The sequence below is a fragment of the Dyadobacter sp. NIV53 genome (assembly GCF_019711195.1).
Classification (GTDB): Bacteria; Bacteroidota; Bacteroidia; order Cytophagales; family Spirosomataceae; genus Dyadobacter.
The window spans coordinates 1,365,402-1,383,967 of record NZ_CP081299.1; the positions used below are offsets into that span (position 1 = coordinate 1,365,402).

Below are 18,566 nucleotides of genomic sequence, written 5' to 3' on the forward strand. Positions count from 1 at the left end.
ATACTTCCTGTTATGAATGACTCTTCTGATTCTCCTGATAAAATAATTGGCGGTAATTCTTCCGGCACTTCTGGTCCCGAAAAGGTAATTGGCAGTGAGTATTCTAAGCAAAATAATTCTGAAAAGGTGCTTTCGGGAGATGAAAAACCTGAACGGGCAGCAGAGCCAAGACCAAGCCAGTCTGAACCGGAGCCTTCCTTTGAGAGCATTGAAACCCTAATATCCAATTCTACAGGAAATGGAGCTTTAAAAGCTATACCTGCCGATTTTGAAAATAAAAACGGCTCCTGGTCTTCCATTTTATCAGATAATCCATTTGATAATTTATACCTTGATTATAAGCAATTCAAAACCATTTCGGATGAAATGGTTTCAGGCAACTATGAAATCCTGACTAAATTCTGGAAAGAAAAATTCCTCAGTTTAAATGGAGTTGCCCGTGAAAAAATCAAGATCAGGTATGGAGAATCAACAATTAATGATGCCCTAAAAAAACTGGATCTTGCACAACAAAGAATAAAAACAGCATCAGGAAGATTATTGTATTTTGAGGAAAGAGAAAAAAACGCAGGCAAAACGGGATCGAATCTGTTAAGGAATTGCTTGAAATGGCTATTAATGAGGGAAGTCTGGCCGAGCGGTCTGCACGTTCACTCGTTAATAAAGGAATAGAAAAAGGCTTAACCCGAATTGAAATTGTTGAATACATTTTAAGTGTGCTCGGGCAAAATAATTTCATGCCACGGGCTACTCAAATTTCTGCCGATCCATTTAAAAATCAATGGATGACAGATGAAGCTTATACCATTTTCAAAAGAAGATTAATTCCGGATCAGGAATGGCTAAACGAAAAGGCAAGTACGCTTGAACAGTTGGGTGAAATAACATTCAGGAAAAAAACAGAATCAGAATACTTTTTAAAAAATACTAATTTTTTACCTCCAATAGTAAATAAGTTAACTGACAGTGCATCAAGGGCTGCTGAGTTCCAAAGAATTATTGAAGAGGAAACAGATACGGAAAAGCGCTACCTGAAGACAATTTATCACATGGACCCAACTTTACCTTTCCGTTTCCGGGGAGGTAAATTCAATGATATTTCCGGGCTTCTGGATAATGCGTGTGAAACGGCTGAGTCATTTTGGGCGGTTGTAGATATATATACAAAGAACCATCTGCATATATGGCTCGCAGAATCGGCACCGGAAGTAGCGAAATTGCTTCCAGAACAAAGAAACCTAATCGGTTTTCTGACTTTTTTGTATATCGTAAACAGGAATTATCCCTTTTATCTTAACAACAATAAATATACGAGTCCGGAATCCCTGGTGCAGGATGCAAAAGTCAATCAGTCGATTTGGATACCAATTGCCCAATCTATGGAAAATGGGTATTTGCCGATCTGGTTCTCAGGTATAGGAAGATCAGGTTTGATTCCAAAATATAATGCTGATTTAGAGAATATTATAAGATCAGGATTGTATGAAGATAAAGAATTAAAACTGGCAGCGGCACAAACTCTAATGTTGGCTATTGACCCCACTGCTACGCCCGTGATCAGGGCAAATGTTAGTGAGATTAAACAATTACAGATTGAGGGTGGCAGTACGGCAAACTCTTCAATTAAGTTTAAATTGACAAATCCGGGATTTGTCAAAGTTTTGGTAAAACTGGATAATGAAATTGAAGGGGTTACTTTGAGCGAAAGCACATTTACATTGAACAGTTATGTTAATGAAATTGAAAAAGAGGTTGTTTTAACAATAGACTCATTAAAATTAATCAAGGATAAACTTTATTCGTTAAATTTTATTCTTGATTCTGCCTATGGAACAATTCAAATACCGGTTGAGATAAATGTCGTTTTCCCGAAAAAAGCTTATGCTGCTAAACTTTTCCAGTATGCAGTTTTTTCAGGACTATATTTTGGTGGTTTTCGCTATCTGTTAGGCTTGTTTTTGGGCTATAGCGGCTGGTTGGTCAATGATCCGTATTTTGGATTTTCTGCTTATGCAATTAAGAGTTCCCCACTTACAGCCTTTTTCGTATTTGCATTATTTATTGCCGGAATTATATATTTTTTTAGATTGGTTAAAAAAATAGAGAAGATATAAAGTTATGAAAAGCGGTAGGTCGATATTCTGGGTTGTGGTAGTTGCAATTTTTGCCATTTATATTTTACGTACTCCATTAGGTATACTAAGCTCTATGTTTTTTATGCCCATGGATAAACTTTTATTTATTTCACATTCAATTCCACCTGTAATTATGTGGGCTTTGTTAGGTATTTCAATAGGCTTGATTTACGGCTCATACATAGCAATTAAAAAATATAAACTGAATTTTAAGCTGCTTCTAACTCCTGTTGGTATTTTAGTATTATTTATAAGTCTGACCTTATTAACTTCTTTCATTAACAGAAAGTGGTTTCCAAATAAAGGCCTGACAGCCGCCTTTGAAAATGCTTATTCGAAAGGAATTCTCGCTGTTGAAAAGGAACAGTATGGTGTAGCAGCGAACTACTTTAGAGAAGCTTATCAATTAGATAGTGAAAACTCAAAATTAAGCAGTCTGGCAACAATCTATAAAAAAATGGCTGATGAAAAATGCGAGCAATACAATTCTGCCAATAAGCCTGACCTGAAATATATTCCCAACGCTTATTATAATTTTACAGCAGCACTTACTGGCAAATTTGTACCTGACGTGTGCAATTGAAATTGGCGTTTCAAAACAAAGTGCGATTACAAAATATAACCGCACTCAACCATTTTTCATTTCAGCCAAACCTTTAGCAATCCCTCATAATTTTCCAAAAACCTCTCGTAAGTCCGCTTTAATTCAGGCAAAGCAACACTTAGTGTACTTGTATCATCCGATTTTAACCTCCATTCTGCATCCCGGGCTATTTCGGCCACTTGTGAAACACCTACGGTGCCGGCACTTCCTTTGAGAGTGTGTAAATTACTTTTTACGGTAGCAATATCTCCGGCCGCATAGGCAGTAATTGCTCCGTCTACAAGCTCATTCGATTCAGTAACGAAGTCTTCAAAGACAGATAATACCAGGTCCGCCCCTCCTATTCCGTTTAACTGGTCTATAATTTCTTTATCTAAAATGGGCAATGCAACGGTTTGAGCTACTTCTTTTTGCTGTGCTTCCAGTTTGTGGACTTCTATATTACTAATGAGGTCTTTAACTTTTCGTATCAAAGTCTGGGCACGGATTGGCTTGGCAATGTAATCATCCATACCCTGGCTCATAAACCGGTCACGATCTTCTTTCATGGAATAGGCCGTCATGGCAACAATTGGTGGCAATTGATTCAGGAAGCGTTTTTTAAGCTCCTGGGTCGTTTCAACACCGTCCATATCAGGCATTTGAATATCCATGAAAATGATATCGTACATCACATCTGGCGATTTCATTTTGGCTTCCACCATATCTATTGCCTGAAAACCGCTCTCCGCCAGGTCAACAACACAACCAGATTTTTTCAGAATTTCATTGGCTACTTTCCTGTTAACTGCATTGTCATCCACCAACAAAATGACAGGATGATAATCAGAAAATATATTTTCAATTGGGACTTCTTCTATCTGGAGCGTAGTACTCATCTGTGCAATGGAAGTTTCCTGGGTTTCAAAAGTAAACCAGAATGTACTTCCCTCACCCGGAACAGAATCGACACCAATCTCTCCATGCATCAACTCACCCAGTTGCTTGGAAATAGCCAGTCCAAGGCCAGTTCCGCCAAAGGATTTACGTGAAGAATTATCCAGCTGAGTGAATGAAGTAAACAAAATCTGCTTGTCCATTGCACTGATCCCTATTCCGGAATCCTGCACTTCCACTTTTATCTTATGAAACTGCCCATCTTTTTTTACCAGTTTCAAAAATACTTTTACAGCTCCGTGATCCGTAAATTTAAGTGCGTTGGATGTCAGGTTTGACAGTATCTGAAGCAATCTGGTTTGGTCAGCAATAATAAATTTTGGTATATCTTCGGCAATGTGGTAAGTAAGCGTATTGCCCTTGCTTTTAGCCGTTTGCCCAAACAATGAAACCAGTTTCAGCAATAGTTCTTCTACTACAATCGGAGCTTCGTGCAGCTCCATTTTGCCTGCTTCAATCTTCGAAAGATCAAGGATATCGTTCAGGATGTTCAGGAGCGTTTCTGAAGATCTTTTGATCGTCAGTACATAATCCTTTTGTTCAGTATTCAGTGGTGTTTCTCCAAGCAAGTCAATCATTCCAATCACACCATTCATAGGTGTACGGATCTCATGGCTCATATTAGCAAGAAATCCCTCTTTCACTTTCAACGAACGTTCGGCATGTTCCTTAGCTTTCAACAATTCGAGCTCATTACGTTTCAATTCTGTTATGTCCCTTGCCAATACTGCTACTTCTGCCGGCTTGCCTTTGTCATCCATGAACATGAGCATATTCACCATGAACTGGCGCTCCGTTCCGTCCTTTCTATACAATGAGATTTCAAAATTCCGTAAACTTCTGCTACGCCGCAGTTTGATTAGCGCAGAATGTATTTTTTTCTGTCTTTGAAAAACTCAAACATCTGATGTCCGATTACTTCATCCGGAAGGTATCCAAGTCGTTTTAAAACAGACTGGCTGATCATTGTAATTTCTCCCTTGCGATTGATACGGCAATAAATATCCTGTAAATTCTCAAAAATTCCACGAAAAAGCTCCTCACTATGCCGAAGTGACAATTCTGCTTCTTTTCTCCTGGTGATATCCCGTGCAATGCCTGAAACCTCCTCGATTACCCCGTCTGCATAATGAATCGGGTTAAGATAAAATTCAAGCCACATTTCTCCGCCGTCTTTTCTTTCAATCCTGAATTCAAAATACTGTGGTTCTCCCCTTAAAGCTTGCCTGTATTTACTTTCCAGCGTCCGGCGGTTATTATTCCCAACCATGCGCCAGCCAAATTTTTCGGCACTCACCTGCAAAGTCGGCCTCACTCCCACCTGATTCTGAATCAGATCTGCATAATTTTTATTGAATGAAGTCAGCTGAAGTGATTTATTAACAGACCATATCAAATGTGAGCTGCTGTCGAAAATTGCATTTAGGCGGGCAACATATTTACTCAGTTCCTCCTCACTTTGTTTTCTTGCAATAGCAATGGCAATCTGTCCGGATATAAATTCCAGCAATTCCAGATCCCTGGCATCGAACATATTCGGATCATCATAGGATTTAACCCCGATTATTCCTGTAACGCGATCGCCAATACGTAAGGGTACGCAAAGTAACAGTTTCGGAGTTATTCCATACAAATGCAAACTATTGGTTTTGGCCAGTTCTTCAATATCCTCTCCAGATAAAAACAAGGGTTTGTTTGATGCAATTGCATATTCTGTCACACCATTTCCTAACCTTCTTCTCGTAAATCTTACATTCCCTTTGAAATACTGATCAACATAATAAGGAAAATACAGGTAACTTTTGCTCGGGTCATATAAAGCAATAAAAAAATTCTCAACATCAATTATTTTGCCTAATTCCTGGTGAATAGTATGGTAAAAATCATCCAGGTTCTGGGTATTAACTGTCCAGTTGGCTATACTGTAATAAAGATTCTGTGCTTTCTCAGCCCTTATTTTTTCTGTAAAATCATTCAGGATACAGCGAAAAGCAGTTGGTTTGCCATTGTCGAAGCGGCAGTTCACGCTTCCGGAGACAAAAACTTTTTTCCCCTCCTTACTCACAAACACGGCTTCAAAATTAGGGTTAGAAAATCCTTGTTCGATAAGCCGTAGCTGTGCCTGAGCTTCTTCCTTATGTTGTGGATGTAGAATATCTTCCATCCTCATTGAAGCGATTTCATCCAGTCCGTAACCCAGGATTTCACGCCAGGCTTTATTTACAAATATAAATTTGCCATCAATAGCAACCAGCTGAATCAGGTCACTCGTATTGTCGACCAGATCCTGCAACTGGGAATTAGACTTGGCAATTGAAGATTCCATTCTGCGGCGACGGGTAATATCGTCCCCTACAACTGTAATGCAGGTAACTTCGTCGTCTTCATTCTGCATCAGAACAGAATTAATAGACAGCGTACGCAGGGTTCCTTTTTTGGCTAAAAATGGAATTTCCCGTTGTTCCAGTTTTCTTTTGCCCTGAATTCCTTCTTCAAGCATATCCCTGATCTCATATTCCTCATCTTTTGGGATCAGTTTATCAAAAATACTTTGTCCGACCAGCTCTTCTTCCGTCCAGCCGGTTTTTAAAAGTGCATGCGTACTCACGTTCCGGATTATAAAGTCCGGCGAAAATGTAATTCCAATCAATTTCAGATGTTGCAGTGTAGCGTGTATTGTGTGCCAGTCAGTTGGGGACGATATCATTTCCATAGTATCCGGATCATCGTATTTTTAAGGTTCCTTCCAATTCTTTATTCGATAAATCTACGAATTAAGCCGTAATTTTGACTCGTGAAAATAAATTATAAAAATCGGAGTGATTCGAAAGTCCGTGCCAAAAAGCATTTAGGCCAGCACTTTCTGAAAGACATGAACATTGCACAACAGATCGTGGACGGTCTGACAGGGCATACAGGTTACAGTAAGGTTCTGGAAATAGGGCCTGGAATGGGAGTATTGACCCAATATCTGTTAAAAAAAACTACATTTAGCACTTATGTAATTGAAATTGATACTGAGTCAGTTACATATCTAAAAAAGCATTTTGAAGAGCTTACGCCACGTATTATTGAGGGAGATTTCCTGAAATATAATACGGGTGAAATTTTTTCTGAACCCTTTGCTATCATTGGTAATTTCCCCTACAATATCTCATCACAGATCTTCTTCAGGGCATTACAAATCAGGGATGAAATACCTGAAATTGTATGTATGTTACAAAAAGAAGTGGCACAGCGCATTGCATCTCCTCCGGGAAATAAGGATTATGGGATTTTGAGCGTTTTGTTACAGGCATTTTATGACATTGATTATCTGGTTTCCGTACCTCCGGGTGCATTTGATCCACCTCCCAAAGTGCAATCTGGTGTGATCAGGTTGCGCCGGAATGCAACAGCTAATCTGGATTGTAATGAAAAATTGTTTTTCAGGGTTGTAAAAACCGCTTTTAATCAAAGAAGAAAAACGTTAAGAAATGCATTGAAGCCCATTGGCGACTTTACTGATCATCCGTTGTTGACTAAACGTGCGGAACAGCTAAGTGTGAGCGATTTTGTAATACTTACACAATTGGCGGAAAAATTAATTAATCCGGCTGAAATCAATATAATAGATGGATTGGAATTAGCAGATGATGAAACATCAATAAGCTGAAGTGATCGAAGATCAATGTTTTCCAAACTGTTAAAAGCCCCAATCGCTAATTGCTAAAAGCTACTACCAATGACTTTTGAATTAACCAAAGAATATGTAGAGAACATTCAGGAATTAATTGCAAATGAGGATTCTGCGGCTATTCAGGCCCAAATGGAAGGACTTTTTGCAGCAGATATTACTGGATTAATTTCAGAACTGGGAACTGATAATGCCAAATTTCTGATCAATCAGCTTGAAACTGAAACGGGTGCAGAAATTCTGGCAGATATGGATCCAAATGAAAGGCGTGAATTCTTAAAAGCGTTTACATCGGAGGAAATTTCAAAGTTTGTCAATCTATTTGATTCAGATGACGCAGTGGATTTGCTGAACGAGCAACCCATCCGGGTTCGTGAAGAAGTAATTGCATGGCTGGAAGACAGGGAACAGGCGCGCTTTATTCTTGATCTGTTACATTATGATGAAGATGTAGCCGGTGGTTTGATGCAGAAAGAACTTGTAAAAGCGAATGTTAACTGGACTGTTAATGAGTGTATTGAAGAGCTGCGCAAACAGGCGGAAGATGTTGGAAAAGTTTATGCTGTGTATGTGATCGAAGATAATGGAAAACTTCTGGGTATATTGTCTTTGAAAAAAATCGTTCTGGCACACAAGGATACCAAGATCGAAAGTTTGTATGATAAGGATGTCATTTTTGTAGAAACCTACCGCCCTGCCGAAGAAGTTGCTGAACTTATGCAACGTTACGATTTGGATGCATTACCGGTTGTGAACGTTCAGGGCAAGCTTTTGGGACGTATAACGATTGATGATGTCATTGACGTAATTACTGAACAGGCTAGTTCTGATACACTGGCAATGGCGGGTATTACCGGTGATGTTGAAGAAGACGATACGATCTGGCAGCAAACAAAAGCAAGGCTTCCCTGGCTTTTAGTAGGAATGATGGGTGGAATTCTGGCCGCAAAATTCATTAGTTTCTTTGAGGGAGATTTGAAAATCATTCCGGCAATGGCCGCTTTTATTCCAATTATCGGTTCAACCGGAGGAAATGTGGGTATCCAGACTTCCTCAATCATATTGCAAAGCCTGGCGGATAAAACAGGGCTGGACACTATAGTTGGTCAGAGACTTGTACGTATGTTTGCTGTTGCTTTCATCAACGGATTAATAATCAGCTGCATTGTTTTTGGTTTTAACCTATTGATAGGCAACCATCTGCAACTGGCATTAGTTGTTTCAACTGCCTTGATGTCAGTTGTATTTCTTGCATCTTTTATGGGGACAGTAACGCCAATAATTCTGGACAAAATTGGGATAAACCCAGCCGTTGCATCCGGTCCTTTCATCACCACGGCCAATGATTTAATTGGTTATGGGGTGTATTTTGGACTGGCGCATTTACTTCTGGATTTGTAAAGATTATGATTTTAATAAGATAAAATCATCCTAAGAAATTTACTGAGTGTAAACCATCTTTTAAGTAAGTTTTATATCCTTTCTTATTTTTTCCACAACTGTTATAGATGCACCCGAAAGTGCAGCTATTTTAGCAATATCAAAGTTGGTATTTAAGAGAAGATTTTTTACAAAATTTGCTTTTTCCTCTTCACGGCCTTCTTCACGGCCTTCTTCCTTAGTTAGCATTTTAATAGTTTCAATGATCCCCATAGTAACTGTTTCTCCCGTTAATCGGCATCTTTAAAAAAATCTCAGTAAATCAGGGAAAGCTTCCTCAAAGGCGCTTTTAGTTAAAAAATCATTTTTTCTGCGCATAAAAAAAGAAATGCGATTTATAGTGTGTGATTCGTACTAAAATCTATGCAAATTTATCCAGAAATATTATTTCCCCTCATAGCTTTTGGGATCGATAGCTTCCGGAGCCCAGTTTTGAAAAATTCCAGCACTTTCTCCGGATCGTGGCCTTTTCCTTTTTCCAGATATGCCGAACTTTGAGTATGTAACCGTTTCCCATCACCATCCAGAACAACAAATACAGGAAAACCGAAACGCTGCGGATAACCCAAAGATGCAAAAACTGCTTCATTTTTGTTTTCCGGACTATAATTTACATGCAGCATCACATAATTCTGATCTCTGAAAGATTTAAGCGTATCATTACTGTTTACCAGTTTATCAAACAAAATACACCAGCTGCACCAATTACCTCCTAGTTGCAGCAAAACATGTTTACCATCTTTTTTTGCCTGTTGCACTGCCTTAGCTATATCTGCTTTTGCATCTGCTTCCGGATGATAAATAGTTGCTTTTTGCGCAGTAGCCCTGAACGAAACAAAAAATATAAAGAGCAATAAAAGGTTTTTCATAATGAAAATATAGAATTGAAAAATTAAAAATTGAATTTAACACTCACTTAAACTGATCGGAATGTTAACCGCCAAACCTGCCTCGGATGTTTCCTTGTACCTGTGATTCATATCCAGTGCAGTTTGCCACATAGTTTTTACCACATTGTCCAATGACACCTTGGCATTTTCAGGATTACTTTGCATGGCAAGCTGGGAAGCTGTTATGGCTTTAATGGCTCCCATTGTATTGCGTTCGATACAAGGTATTTGCACCAGACCTCCTACCGGATCACATGTCATACCAAGATGATGCTCCATAGCAATTTCAGCTGCCATGAGACATTGTTCTACAGATCCGCCGGAAACCTCTGTTAATCCTGCGGCAGCCATAGCGGAAGAGACACCAATTTCTGCCTGACATCCACCCATTGCTGCGGAAATGGTAGCGCCCTTTTTAAAGATACTTCCTATCTCACCAGCTGTTAACAAAAACCTGAAAATGTCTTCCTCTGTGCCGTTACAAAATGCGATATGATATTGGATAACAGCTGGAATAACACCTGCAGCCCCATTTGTTGGTGCGGTCACAACCCGGCTGTATGAGGCATTTTCTTCATTTACTGCCAATGCAAAGCAACTAACCCAATCGAGTGTATAATTGAAACCGGTTCCACCAGAACAAATCGCCCTTAGCCATTGCGCATAATCTGCGCATTGCTTTTCGTTTAAAAGCTTTTGATTTAATCCGGCTGCGCGTCTTTTTACATTTAGGCCACCTGGTAAAATTCCTTCAGTCTGGCTTCCGTGGAAGATACTTTCTCTCATCACATGCCATATATTCATCAAATCTTTCCTGATCACTGTTTCATTACGCCAGACTTTCTCGTTATCCAGTACAATTTCCCATATTGGTTTACCAGAAATCTGATGCCAATTTAACAGATCCGAAGCGTGGTCAATGGGATAAGGCAACACAGAGATTTCTTTTGTATTGTCCTCGTCTGTACTATTTTCCTGAATCACAAAACCTCCTCCAATTGAATAATACGTTTCCCGTTTTTCTCCAAGATTTCCGCAATCTGCAATGAATGTAATTCCGTTGGGATGAAACGGCAATGACTCTTTTATCTTAAAAATGACATCTTCTTTTAGGGTAAAAGCAATTTTCATGTCCCCTTGCAAAAAAATAGTTTCATTGATTGCAATCTCAGCCAGAATACGGTCAATGTCAGTGGTATCAATAGTTACAGGATCATATCCGCTTAACCCCAGAATGACCGCAATATCAGTTCCATGTCCTTTACCAGTTTTGGCTAATGAACCATATAATAAAACTTTTACTAACTGAACATTTTCTAAGCCAATAGTATTTTCAAGCGTTTTCAAAAATAATTGCGCCGCACGCCAGGGACCCAGGGTATGTGAACTGGAAGGACCGATACCAATTTTAAAAATATCAAAAACCGAAATACGCTCTTCTTTCATTATGTTTTATATTCTCTTAAACATGTAATTCAAAATGAATAAATATTTGTTAAATAACGGATATATAAGTTACATGTTAACCAATTAATTACAGAGTCAGATATTCATTAACATAAGATACTATAATTTGTATTTCAATAGCAGTTTGCACCCGACAGAATATTTACCTAATTGACTACATTATAACAAATATTCATAGGATCAGCACCTTCAGGTGGTTCTTTAACAATCAATCCCTCTATTTTGACCATCTTTGCCAAAGACATAAATTTTAAGGATTGGCTCAGTATACCATAGTATTCACACCCAAGAATTATTCTTTTATTCTGCAAAACATTTACAGAAGATTACAACATGTACAAATTCATCGTAACTGTTATGGATTTTGGCACTTTAATGAAACTTTATTCTGCTTGAAACTTAATTAATTTAGTAAAACACGCAAATGATAGCAGTTATCCAAAGAGTAAGTGAAGCTTCTGTAACTATTGAAAATATAATTCATGGTAAGATTGAAAAAGGATTTTTAGTTTTACTTGGTGTAACACACGGAGATACAAAAGAAGATGTGGAATGGCTTGGACGCAAGATTATTGGAATGCGTATTTTTAGCGATGAAGAAGGAAAAATGAATCTGGATTTAGCTGCGATCAATGGTGATGTTTTGTTAATAAGCCAGTTTACATTGCATGCCAGTACAAAAAAGGGAAATCGTCCGTCGTTTATAGAAGCTGCAAAACCAGAAATTGCGATTCCGCTTTACGAATTGATGATTACATTTTTGGAAAAAGAACTGGGAAAGTCAATTCAATGCGGGAAGTTTGGCGCTGATATGAAAGTGGCGCTGATTAACGAGGGCCCAGTTACTATAGTTATTGATTCCAAAAACCGGATTTGAAAATAAGTATTAATTTGTCCATAAAAGCCAATTCTCGTATCTAAAAATCACATAATATGACTATCGAAGAAGCTCAGCAACAGGTTGATCGCTGGATCAAAACATACGGAGTACGTTATTTTTCTGAATTGACAAATATGACTATTCTCACGGAAGAAGTAGGAGAATTGGCTCGAATTATGGCAAGGACTTATGGAGATCAGTCTTTTAAAAAATCAGATTTAGGAAAAGATTTGGGTGATGAAATGGGCGATGTACTGTGGGTATTAATATGCCTGGCTAACCAAACCGGGATTAATCTGACCGAAGCATTTGAAAAAAATATGGCCAAAAAGACTGACAGAGACAAAGACAGGCACAAAGAAAATGAAAAATTACTTTAATCCCTTAAAATTTTAAACCAACCGCAATTCTGTTTGTGGATGGCTTTACATACCAACTATAGCTGCGTTTTTTTATATCTAATGTTTTATTATAGAGATTAACAGCCTTATCTTTTTTATTTTTTCCTGTTACAAAAACAACAAGTCCGGAAACTGTTAATCCTCCGCCTAATGCAAGTATGGTAACGCCATTATTACTGCTTTCCTCATCAGAAAAGCCAGAAGCTATGAGTTCTCCCAGAGCAACAAATACTCCAACAGTTGTTATGCCAGCTCCAACAAAAGCCAAAATCCCACCTGACTTTTGTTCCTGGCGACCCTTAGCAAAAATGTTAAATGCAGTTGAATCGGTGCAACTTAACCTGTCCAATACTTCTCGGGTAGGAAGTTTTCTACTGCCTATAAAATATTTCCCCAGCCTGCTTTGAATAGAAGTTAATGAATCAACATGGGATGTCCGAATATTTATGCCCCTTTTATTTAAACTGTCAGAAACCATTGAAGATTGCCCGTAGGACATGGAGCAAATTAAAAACGGCAATAAACAACAATAATACTTAATACACTGACAATCCATATTGTTAGCAAAGCATAAAATACAAAAAAAGCCCGTCGTTTGACGGGCTTCAAATATTTACATATCAAGTAACAACCTCATTGGATCTTCGAGCAATTGCTTTACCCGAACAAGGAAACTTACTGAATCTTTTCCATCAATTATACGGTGATCATACGATAGGGCCACATACATAATAGGACGGATTACAATTTGCCCGTCTACTACGACTGCTCTTTCAACGATATTGTGCATACCCAAAATCGCAGATTGTGGTGCATTGATGATCGGTGTTGACAACATGGACCCGAAAGTACCACCATTTGTAATGGTGAAAGTACCACCGGACATTTCATCCAGGCCAAGTTTACCATCACGGGCACGAATCGCCAAACGAACGATTTCCTTTTCAACTGCTGCAAAAGAAAGGGTTTCAGCATTTCTGATTACCGGTACAACTAATCCTCTCGGTGTTGAAACTGCAACAGAAACGTCAGCGAAATCATTGTAAACGATTTCTTCTCCGTCAATAGAAGCATTTACTCCCGGGAAATCTTTTAAAGCAACAGTTACCGCTTTTACAAAGAATGACATAAAGCCTAAACCAACCTCATGTTTTTCCTTAAACTTATCTTTGAATTTAGAGCGAACATCCATAACTGGCTTCATATCAACTTCATTGAAGGTAGTTAACATGGCCGTTTCGTTCTTAACTGCAACCAAACGGCGTGCAATTGTCTTACGCAAAGAAGACATTTTTTCACGACGTTGTCCGCGTGATCCCGGTATTACAGGAGCGGATGCTGGTTTGGCAGGTGCCGCAGGAGCTGCTGCTTTTGCAGGCTGGGCAACTTCGGCTGGTTTGCTTCCGGCTTTCAGTGCGTCATCCTTCATAACACGGCCACCTGATCCTGAACCGTTTACATCTTTAACATCTATGCCTTTTTCAGCCAGAATTTTTGCTGCAACAGGGGATGCATGTTTATCTATTGATCCCTTTTCTGATGCATCGGAAGTTGCAGGAGCCGGTGTAGAAGCCATAGGAGCAGATGTACCATTCCCAGCACCTGCTTCAATAGTACAGATTAACGCACCAATTGCAAGTGTATCTCCTTCTTTCCCCACAATCCTCAAAGTTCCGGCTGCTTCAGCAGGAAGTTCAAAAGTTGCTTTATCGGATTCAAGTTCACAAAGGATTTCATCCACTTCTACATGATCACCATCATTTTTGCTCCATGAAGCGATAGTAACTTCTGTAATAGATTCTCCTACAGCTGGAACTTTCATTTCATATGCTTTGCCCGTTGCAGGTGCTGACGGGGCAACTGCGGCAGGAGCTGCTTCCGGCTCTTCAGCTTTTGCAGGTGCTGTTTCCACTGGAGCACTTTCTTTTGCAGCTGGAGCGGGCTCCGCTTTTGGGGCGGCTCCGTTTGCAGCTGAATCTATTGTTGCGATCATATCACCAATATTCAGCGTATCGCCTTCCTGCGCTTTAATATGCAAGACACCTTCTGCTTCCGCAGTTAATTCGAATGTTGCTTTGTCCGAATCAAGTCCGCAAATGACTTCATCCATTTTCACAAAATCCCCATCATTTTTGAACCAGTTTCCTATTGTAACTTCGGTAATCGACTCGCCAACGGGCGGTACTTTTATTTCAATTTCAGCCATTTTATCTGCAATCTTGTTATCGAATTTTTAGTGTCTTAATTTTTTAAAGAATTATTATTCAAAAGCCCTGTTTATAATTTCGGCTTGTTCTTTGGCGTGAATTTTAGAGAAACCTGTTGACGGAGATGCACTCGATTCACGTGCGATCACCTGTAGGAACCTTGAACCTTTATACATACGCAGCATAAATGTCCAGCCTCCCATATTGAAAGGTTCTTCCTGTACCCAATATACTTTTGCATTTTTATATTGATTCAAATGCGCATCAATCTGGCTTTGCGGGAATGGATGCATTTGTTCAAGACGAATAATGGCTACATCATCACGTTTATCCGCTTGCTGTCTTTCAAATAGTTCATAATATAGCTTTCCAGTGCATAGTAATACTTTTTTTACTTTTGCAGGGTCAGCATAGACATCTCCGATTGTTTCCTGAAAAGAACCCTGAACCAGATCGTCAATGGATGAAACACAAAGCGGATGTCTTAACATAGACTTTGGCGACATTACGATCAATGGTTTCCGGAACTGGGATTTTAACTGACGACGCATCATATGAAAGAAGTTGGCCGGAGTTGTAACGTTTGCTACGATCAGGTTGTAATTCGCCGAAAGTTGCAGGTAACGTTCAGGACGGGCATTGGAATGTTCCGGACCTTGTCCTTCATAACCGTGAGGTAATAGCATTACCAAGCCATTCCAACGATCCCATTTAGTTTCACTTGAAGAAATAAACTGGTCAATTATTACCTGTGCACCATTTGCAAAATCACCAAACTGCGCTTCCCAAATCACCAATGCATTAGGATTGGCCATAGAATAACCAAACTCAAATCCAAGTACTGCATACTCTGATAAAAGCGAATTATATATCATGAAAGGACCCTGCCCTTCTTCAATATGCCCCAGACTGTTATAAGAATAATTAGTTTCAACATCGTGCAATACAGCATGACGATGAGAGAACGTACCGCGCTGAACATCCTGCCCGCTCAAACGAACAATATTTCCTTCAACCAGTAATGAACCGTAAGCCAGTAATTCAGCAGTAGCCCAGTTTACCTCTTTTTTGTCAAAGATCATTGTTTCGCGATCTTTGAGCAGTTTATCAATTTGCTTTAACCGGTTAAAACCTTCAGGTGTTTTAATCAAAGCTTTACCAATTTTTTCCAGAACTTCCAGAGGAACTCCGGTTTCAACAGATTTCTCAAAATCAGCAGCGGTGGCTTTGCGTAATGAATGCCATTCCTGTTCCAGTTTGGGCATTACATATGGCAATGTTTTTTGTTTTACCATATCAAGCCGTTCCTGCAAAAGCTGCTTGAACTCCTTATCCATGGTAGCTGCCAACTGCGCATCTACATCACCTCTTTCCACCAAGACTTTCTGATAAATCTCGCGTGGATTCAGGTGGTTTTCTATTGATTTATATAAAACCGGCTGTGTAAACTTTGGTTCATCCGCTTCGTTATGCCCATGACGGCGATAACAAACCATATCAATAAAAATGTCCTTATTGAATTTCTGACGGTACTCCACAGCCAGACGCATACAGAACACCACAGATTCGGGATCATCACCATTCACGTGCAGAACCGGTGCATCAACAATTTTAGCAATATCTGTACAGTAAATACTCGATCTTGCGTCAGCAAAATCAGTTGTAAAACCAACCTGGTTATTAATAACAAAGTGGATAGTTCCACCAGTATAATATCCGTTTAGTCCCGACATTTGGGTTACTTCATAAACAATTCCCTGCCCGGCTACTGCTGCATCACCATGAATCAATACAGGCAAAACACGGTCGTAGTCACTGTCATACATGCCGTCGGCCCTGGCGCGGATATAACCTTCCACAACAGGATTAACAGCTTCTAAGTGTGACGGATTCGGCGCCAATTTCAAATGAACTTTTTCGCCATTTTCAGCTGTGATCTGGCTTGCAAAACCCATATGGTATTTCACATCGCCGTCTCCCCAAACCTGATCCGGTAAATTCCCTTCGAATTCATTAAAGATCTGACCGTATGTTTTTTGCATTACGTTAGCCAATACATTCAGCCTTCCGCGATGCGCCATACCGATCATTACTTCTACCACACCCATTTCCGCTGCCTTGTTGATCATGGCATCAAGCGCTGGAATAGTAGTTTCCCCACCTTCCAATGAAAAACGTTTCTGGCCTAAATATTTGGTATGAAGGAAATTTTCAAAAACAACTGCCTCATTCAACTTGGAAAGTATATGCTTCTTTTCGTCAATAGAAAATTGCATATCGAGTGCTTCCTTCTCAATTTTCTTGCGTAACCAGTTCTTTTGCTCACGGTCACGAATGTATAGATACTCAAAACCAATGTTTCTTGTATAAATAGTTTTCAGCGAATCGACAATCTCACGAAGAGTTGCAGGCCGTCCAAAAACTTCTACTCCTGATTCAAATACGGAATCCAGATCTTCGGGTCCGAGGTTAAAATCTGCAAGGTCAAGCTGTGGCTGGCGGTCTTTTCTCTTTTGAATTGGATTTGTAGTAGCCAAAAGATGGCCTCTTGAACGGTAACCGCGAATAAGATGCACCACTTCCATTTCCTTTCGGACACGGGCCTGATCTATCTTACCTGTAGTTGCTGCCTCCTTGCCATTAACCGTGCCATTTGCATGTCCGTTACCATTAACAGGATACTTTTGAGAGAAATCGAATCCCTCAAAAAACTTTTGCCAGCCTTCATCTACTGAAGCTGCATCTTGCTTATAGGAATTATATAAATCCTCTATGTAAGCGCCGTCGGAATTTGCTATATATGTGTATTTATCCATCACAAATGTGATTATTTCATTTACAGGGCAAAGTTACAAGAGTTACGTAAACAATGCACATAAAATCTCCTTTTAACTTTGTCCAAAATTATATTGAATTGATCTAAATGTTAATACTTCTGAAAACCATTAGGATTAGGCACAAACTTCAGCATAAGCTCATGGATTCCTTTCGGACCAGAGTTGGTACTGTAAATCTGTTCTATTTGCTTGGTGCTATAAAAATATCCAAGCCTGATATTTTTTCCAACCTGAACTTCTGCCGTAAACTGTAAAAAATTTATACCGGTGCCGCCAGTCTTTGCTCCACCGCCCATTCGGTAAGAAGCTCCCAGCCCTATTTTTTCATTAAACCAGAATCTTGCTCCGAGATCAACACGTAAATCCTGGTCTTTTTCCTGAACAATTAATACATGTGGCAATAGCATAACGTCTTCATTCAGATCGTAACTTCCCCCAGCCATTATATATAGCGGGCGACGATAAAAATAACTAAGTGCCTGATCTCCAAATCCATGTTTTAATATTTCCGGTTTTGAAACACCAAGATAAAACTGATCCGAGCGAAGCCATGCACCTAAACCAAAACTCCCCAGCGCCCTGTTATTTGCAAAAGAAGTTCCATTTGAAATAGGCAATACATTTATCCCTCCCTGAGCTCCCAAACCTAATTTCCAGGTATCTGATATTCCCAGGTGATATGCAAAACTAGCGGATAAAGCGGTCGTTGTAAAATAGCTGGTCTGATCGTTCAATGCCTGAAAACCTACACCGAACTTCCCTTCCCCAAAAGTTCCGTCGGCTGCAAAAGTCTGGCTCAATGGAGAATTGGGAATCGAAAACCATTTTCTACGGAGTACAGCAGTCATGTTAAAAGTTTCGCGAACACCCGTAAATCCTGGATTGATTGCCATAGGATTCTGTACATACTGCTCATTCATCACCTCTCTTTGCCCGAAACTTTTTTGGACACCCGCCGAAAGCAATAATAGGGTAAATAATGCTGTATAAATTTGGTGCCGATAATGTGTTGTCATAAAAGCAGTTTTTTAATTATTGGAAATGGCAATTATTAAAAATGGCACGGGAAGATTTCCCCTGCCATTTTAACAGA

16 protein-coding genes are annotated in these 18,566 nt (G+C 39.4%); 7 read left to right on the forward strand and 9 right to left on the reverse strand.

Annotation, left to right across the window (positions count from 1 at the left end; translation table 11 throughout):
• Window positions 1-12 precede the first annotated feature (12 nt).
• From KZC02_RS05390 to KZC02_RS05400, 3 genes are read left to right on the forward strand one after another with little or no spacing between them, the layout of a single operon-like run.
• Window positions 13-672, forward strand: coding sequence for a hypothetical protein (locus tag KZC02_RS05390; RefSeq protein WP_221393172.1), 660 nt, complete (start codon window positions 13-15; stop codon window positions 670-672).
• Window positions 609-2,114, forward strand: a complete 1,506-nt coding sequence (locus KZC02_RS05395; protein ID WP_221393173.1) for a hypothetical protein — start codon at window positions 609-611, stop codon at window positions 2,112-2,114. Before KZC02_RS05390 ends, KZC02_RS05395 begins: the two co-directional genes overlap by 64 nt.
• A 34-nt stretch (window positions 2,115-2,148) precedes the next feature.
• Window positions 2,149-2,718 (forward strand): hypothetical protein, encoded by a 570-nt coding sequence (locus KZC02_RS05400; protein ID WP_221393174.1) that lies wholly within the window; start codon window positions 2,149-2,151, stop codon window positions 2,716-2,718.
• A 56-nt stretch (window positions 2,719-2,774) separates the two neighbouring features.
• Here the strand turns inward: KZC02_RS05400 and KZC02_RS33230 are convergent, their stop codons facing one another.
• Window positions 2,775-4,490, reverse strand: a complete 1,716-nt coding sequence (locus KZC02_RS33230) for a response regulator (protein WP_409014242.1) — start codon at window positions 4,488-4,490, stop codon at window positions 2,775-2,777.
• Window positions 4,491-4,534: 44 nt separating this feature from the next.
• A complete protein-coding gene (locus tag KZC02_RS33235; RefSeq protein WP_409014243.1) occupies window positions 4,535-6,388 on the reverse strand; it encodes a PAS domain S-box protein in 1,854 nt (617 codons plus the stop codon).
• A gap of 87 nt (window positions 6,389-6,475) precedes the next feature.
• Between KZC02_RS33235 and rsmA the strand changes: the two genes are divergently transcribed.
• On the forward strand, window positions 6,476-7,330 hold the full coding sequence (gene rsmA / locus KZC02_RS05410) for a 16S rRNA (adenine(1518)-N(6)/adenine(1519)-N(6))-dimethyltransferase RsmA (RefSeq protein WP_221394948.1): 855 nt from the start codon (window positions 6,476-6,478) through the stop codon (window positions 7,328-7,330).
• Between the two features lie 69 nt (window positions 7,331-7,399).
• A complete protein-coding gene (mgtE, locus tag KZC02_RS05415; RefSeq protein WP_221393175.1) occupies window positions 7,400-8,752 on the forward strand; it encodes a magnesium transporter in 1,353 nt (450 codons plus the stop codon).
• Between the two features lie 60 nt (window positions 8,753-8,812).
• Here the strand turns inward: mgtE and KZC02_RS05420 are convergent, their stop codons facing one another.
• The 3 genes from KZC02_RS05420 to KZC02_RS05430 form a co-directional block, all read right to left on the reverse strand.
• Complete coding sequence (locus KZC02_RS05420) at window positions 8,813-8,980, reverse strand: hypothetical protein (RefSeq protein WP_221393176.1); 168 nt, start codon at window positions 8,978-8,980, stop codon at window positions 8,813-8,815.
• A 182-nt stretch (window positions 8,981-9,162) separates the two neighbouring features.
• Window positions 9,163-9,660, reverse strand: coding sequence for a thioredoxin family protein (locus tag KZC02_RS05425; RefSeq protein WP_221393177.1), 498 nt, complete (start codon window positions 9,658-9,660; stop codon window positions 9,163-9,165).
• A 36-nt stretch (window positions 9,661-9,696) separates the two neighbouring features.
• Window positions 9,697-11,127 (reverse strand): L-serine ammonia-lyase, encoded by a 1,431-nt coding sequence (locus KZC02_RS05430; protein WP_221393178.1) that lies wholly within the window; start codon window positions 11,125-11,127, stop codon window positions 9,697-9,699.
• A gap of 445 nt (window positions 11,128-11,572) precedes the next feature.
• On the opposite strand from KZC02_RS05430, the gene dtd reads away from it, so the two are divergent.
• Together dtd and KZC02_RS05440 are read left to right on the forward strand one after the other, a co-directional pair.
• The gene (gene dtd, locus KZC02_RS05435) at window positions 11,573-12,025 is read left to right on the forward strand and encodes a D-aminoacyl-tRNA deacylase (protein WP_221393179.1); all 453 of its coding nucleotides are present in this window, start codon (window positions 11,573-11,575) and stop codon (window positions 12,023-12,025) included.
• A 56-nt stretch (window positions 12,026-12,081) separates the two neighbouring features.
• Window positions 12,082-12,408, forward strand: coding sequence for a nucleotide pyrophosphohydrolase (locus KZC02_RS05440; protein ID WP_221393180.1), 327 nt, complete (start codon window positions 12,082-12,084; stop codon window positions 12,406-12,408).
• A gap of 4 nt (window positions 12,409-12,412) precedes the next feature.
• Here KZC02_RS05440 and KZC02_RS05445 read toward each other — a convergent pair whose 3' ends face one another.
• The 4 genes from KZC02_RS05445 to KZC02_RS05460 form a co-directional block, all read right to left on the reverse strand.
• Complete coding sequence (locus tag KZC02_RS05445; protein WP_221393181.1) at window positions 12,413-12,907, reverse strand: hypothetical protein; 495 nt, start codon at window positions 12,905-12,907, stop codon at window positions 12,413-12,415.
• Between the two features lie 135 nt (window positions 12,908-13,042).
• Window positions 13,043-14,635, reverse strand: coding sequence for a 2-oxoglutarate dehydrogenase complex dihydrolipoyllysine-residue succinyltransferase (odhB, locus tag KZC02_RS05450; protein WP_221393182.1), 1,593 nt, complete (start codon window positions 14,633-14,635; stop codon window positions 13,043-13,045).
• 54 nt (window positions 14,636-14,689) lie between these two features.
• Window positions 14,690-17,452 carry a 2-oxoglutarate dehydrogenase E1 component gene (locus tag KZC02_RS05455; RefSeq protein WP_221393183.1) on the reverse strand — a complete coding sequence of 921 codons (2,763 nt, stop codon included), beginning with the start codon at window positions 17,450-17,452 and terminating at the stop codon, window positions 14,690-14,692.
• A 110-nt stretch (window positions 17,453-17,562) separates the two neighbouring features.
• Complete coding sequence (locus tag KZC02_RS05460; RefSeq protein WP_221393184.1) at window positions 17,563-18,489, reverse strand: PorP/SprF family type IX secretion system membrane protein; 927 nt, start codon at window positions 18,487-18,489, stop codon at window positions 17,563-17,565.
• Window positions 18,490-18,566 lie beyond the last annotated feature (77 nt).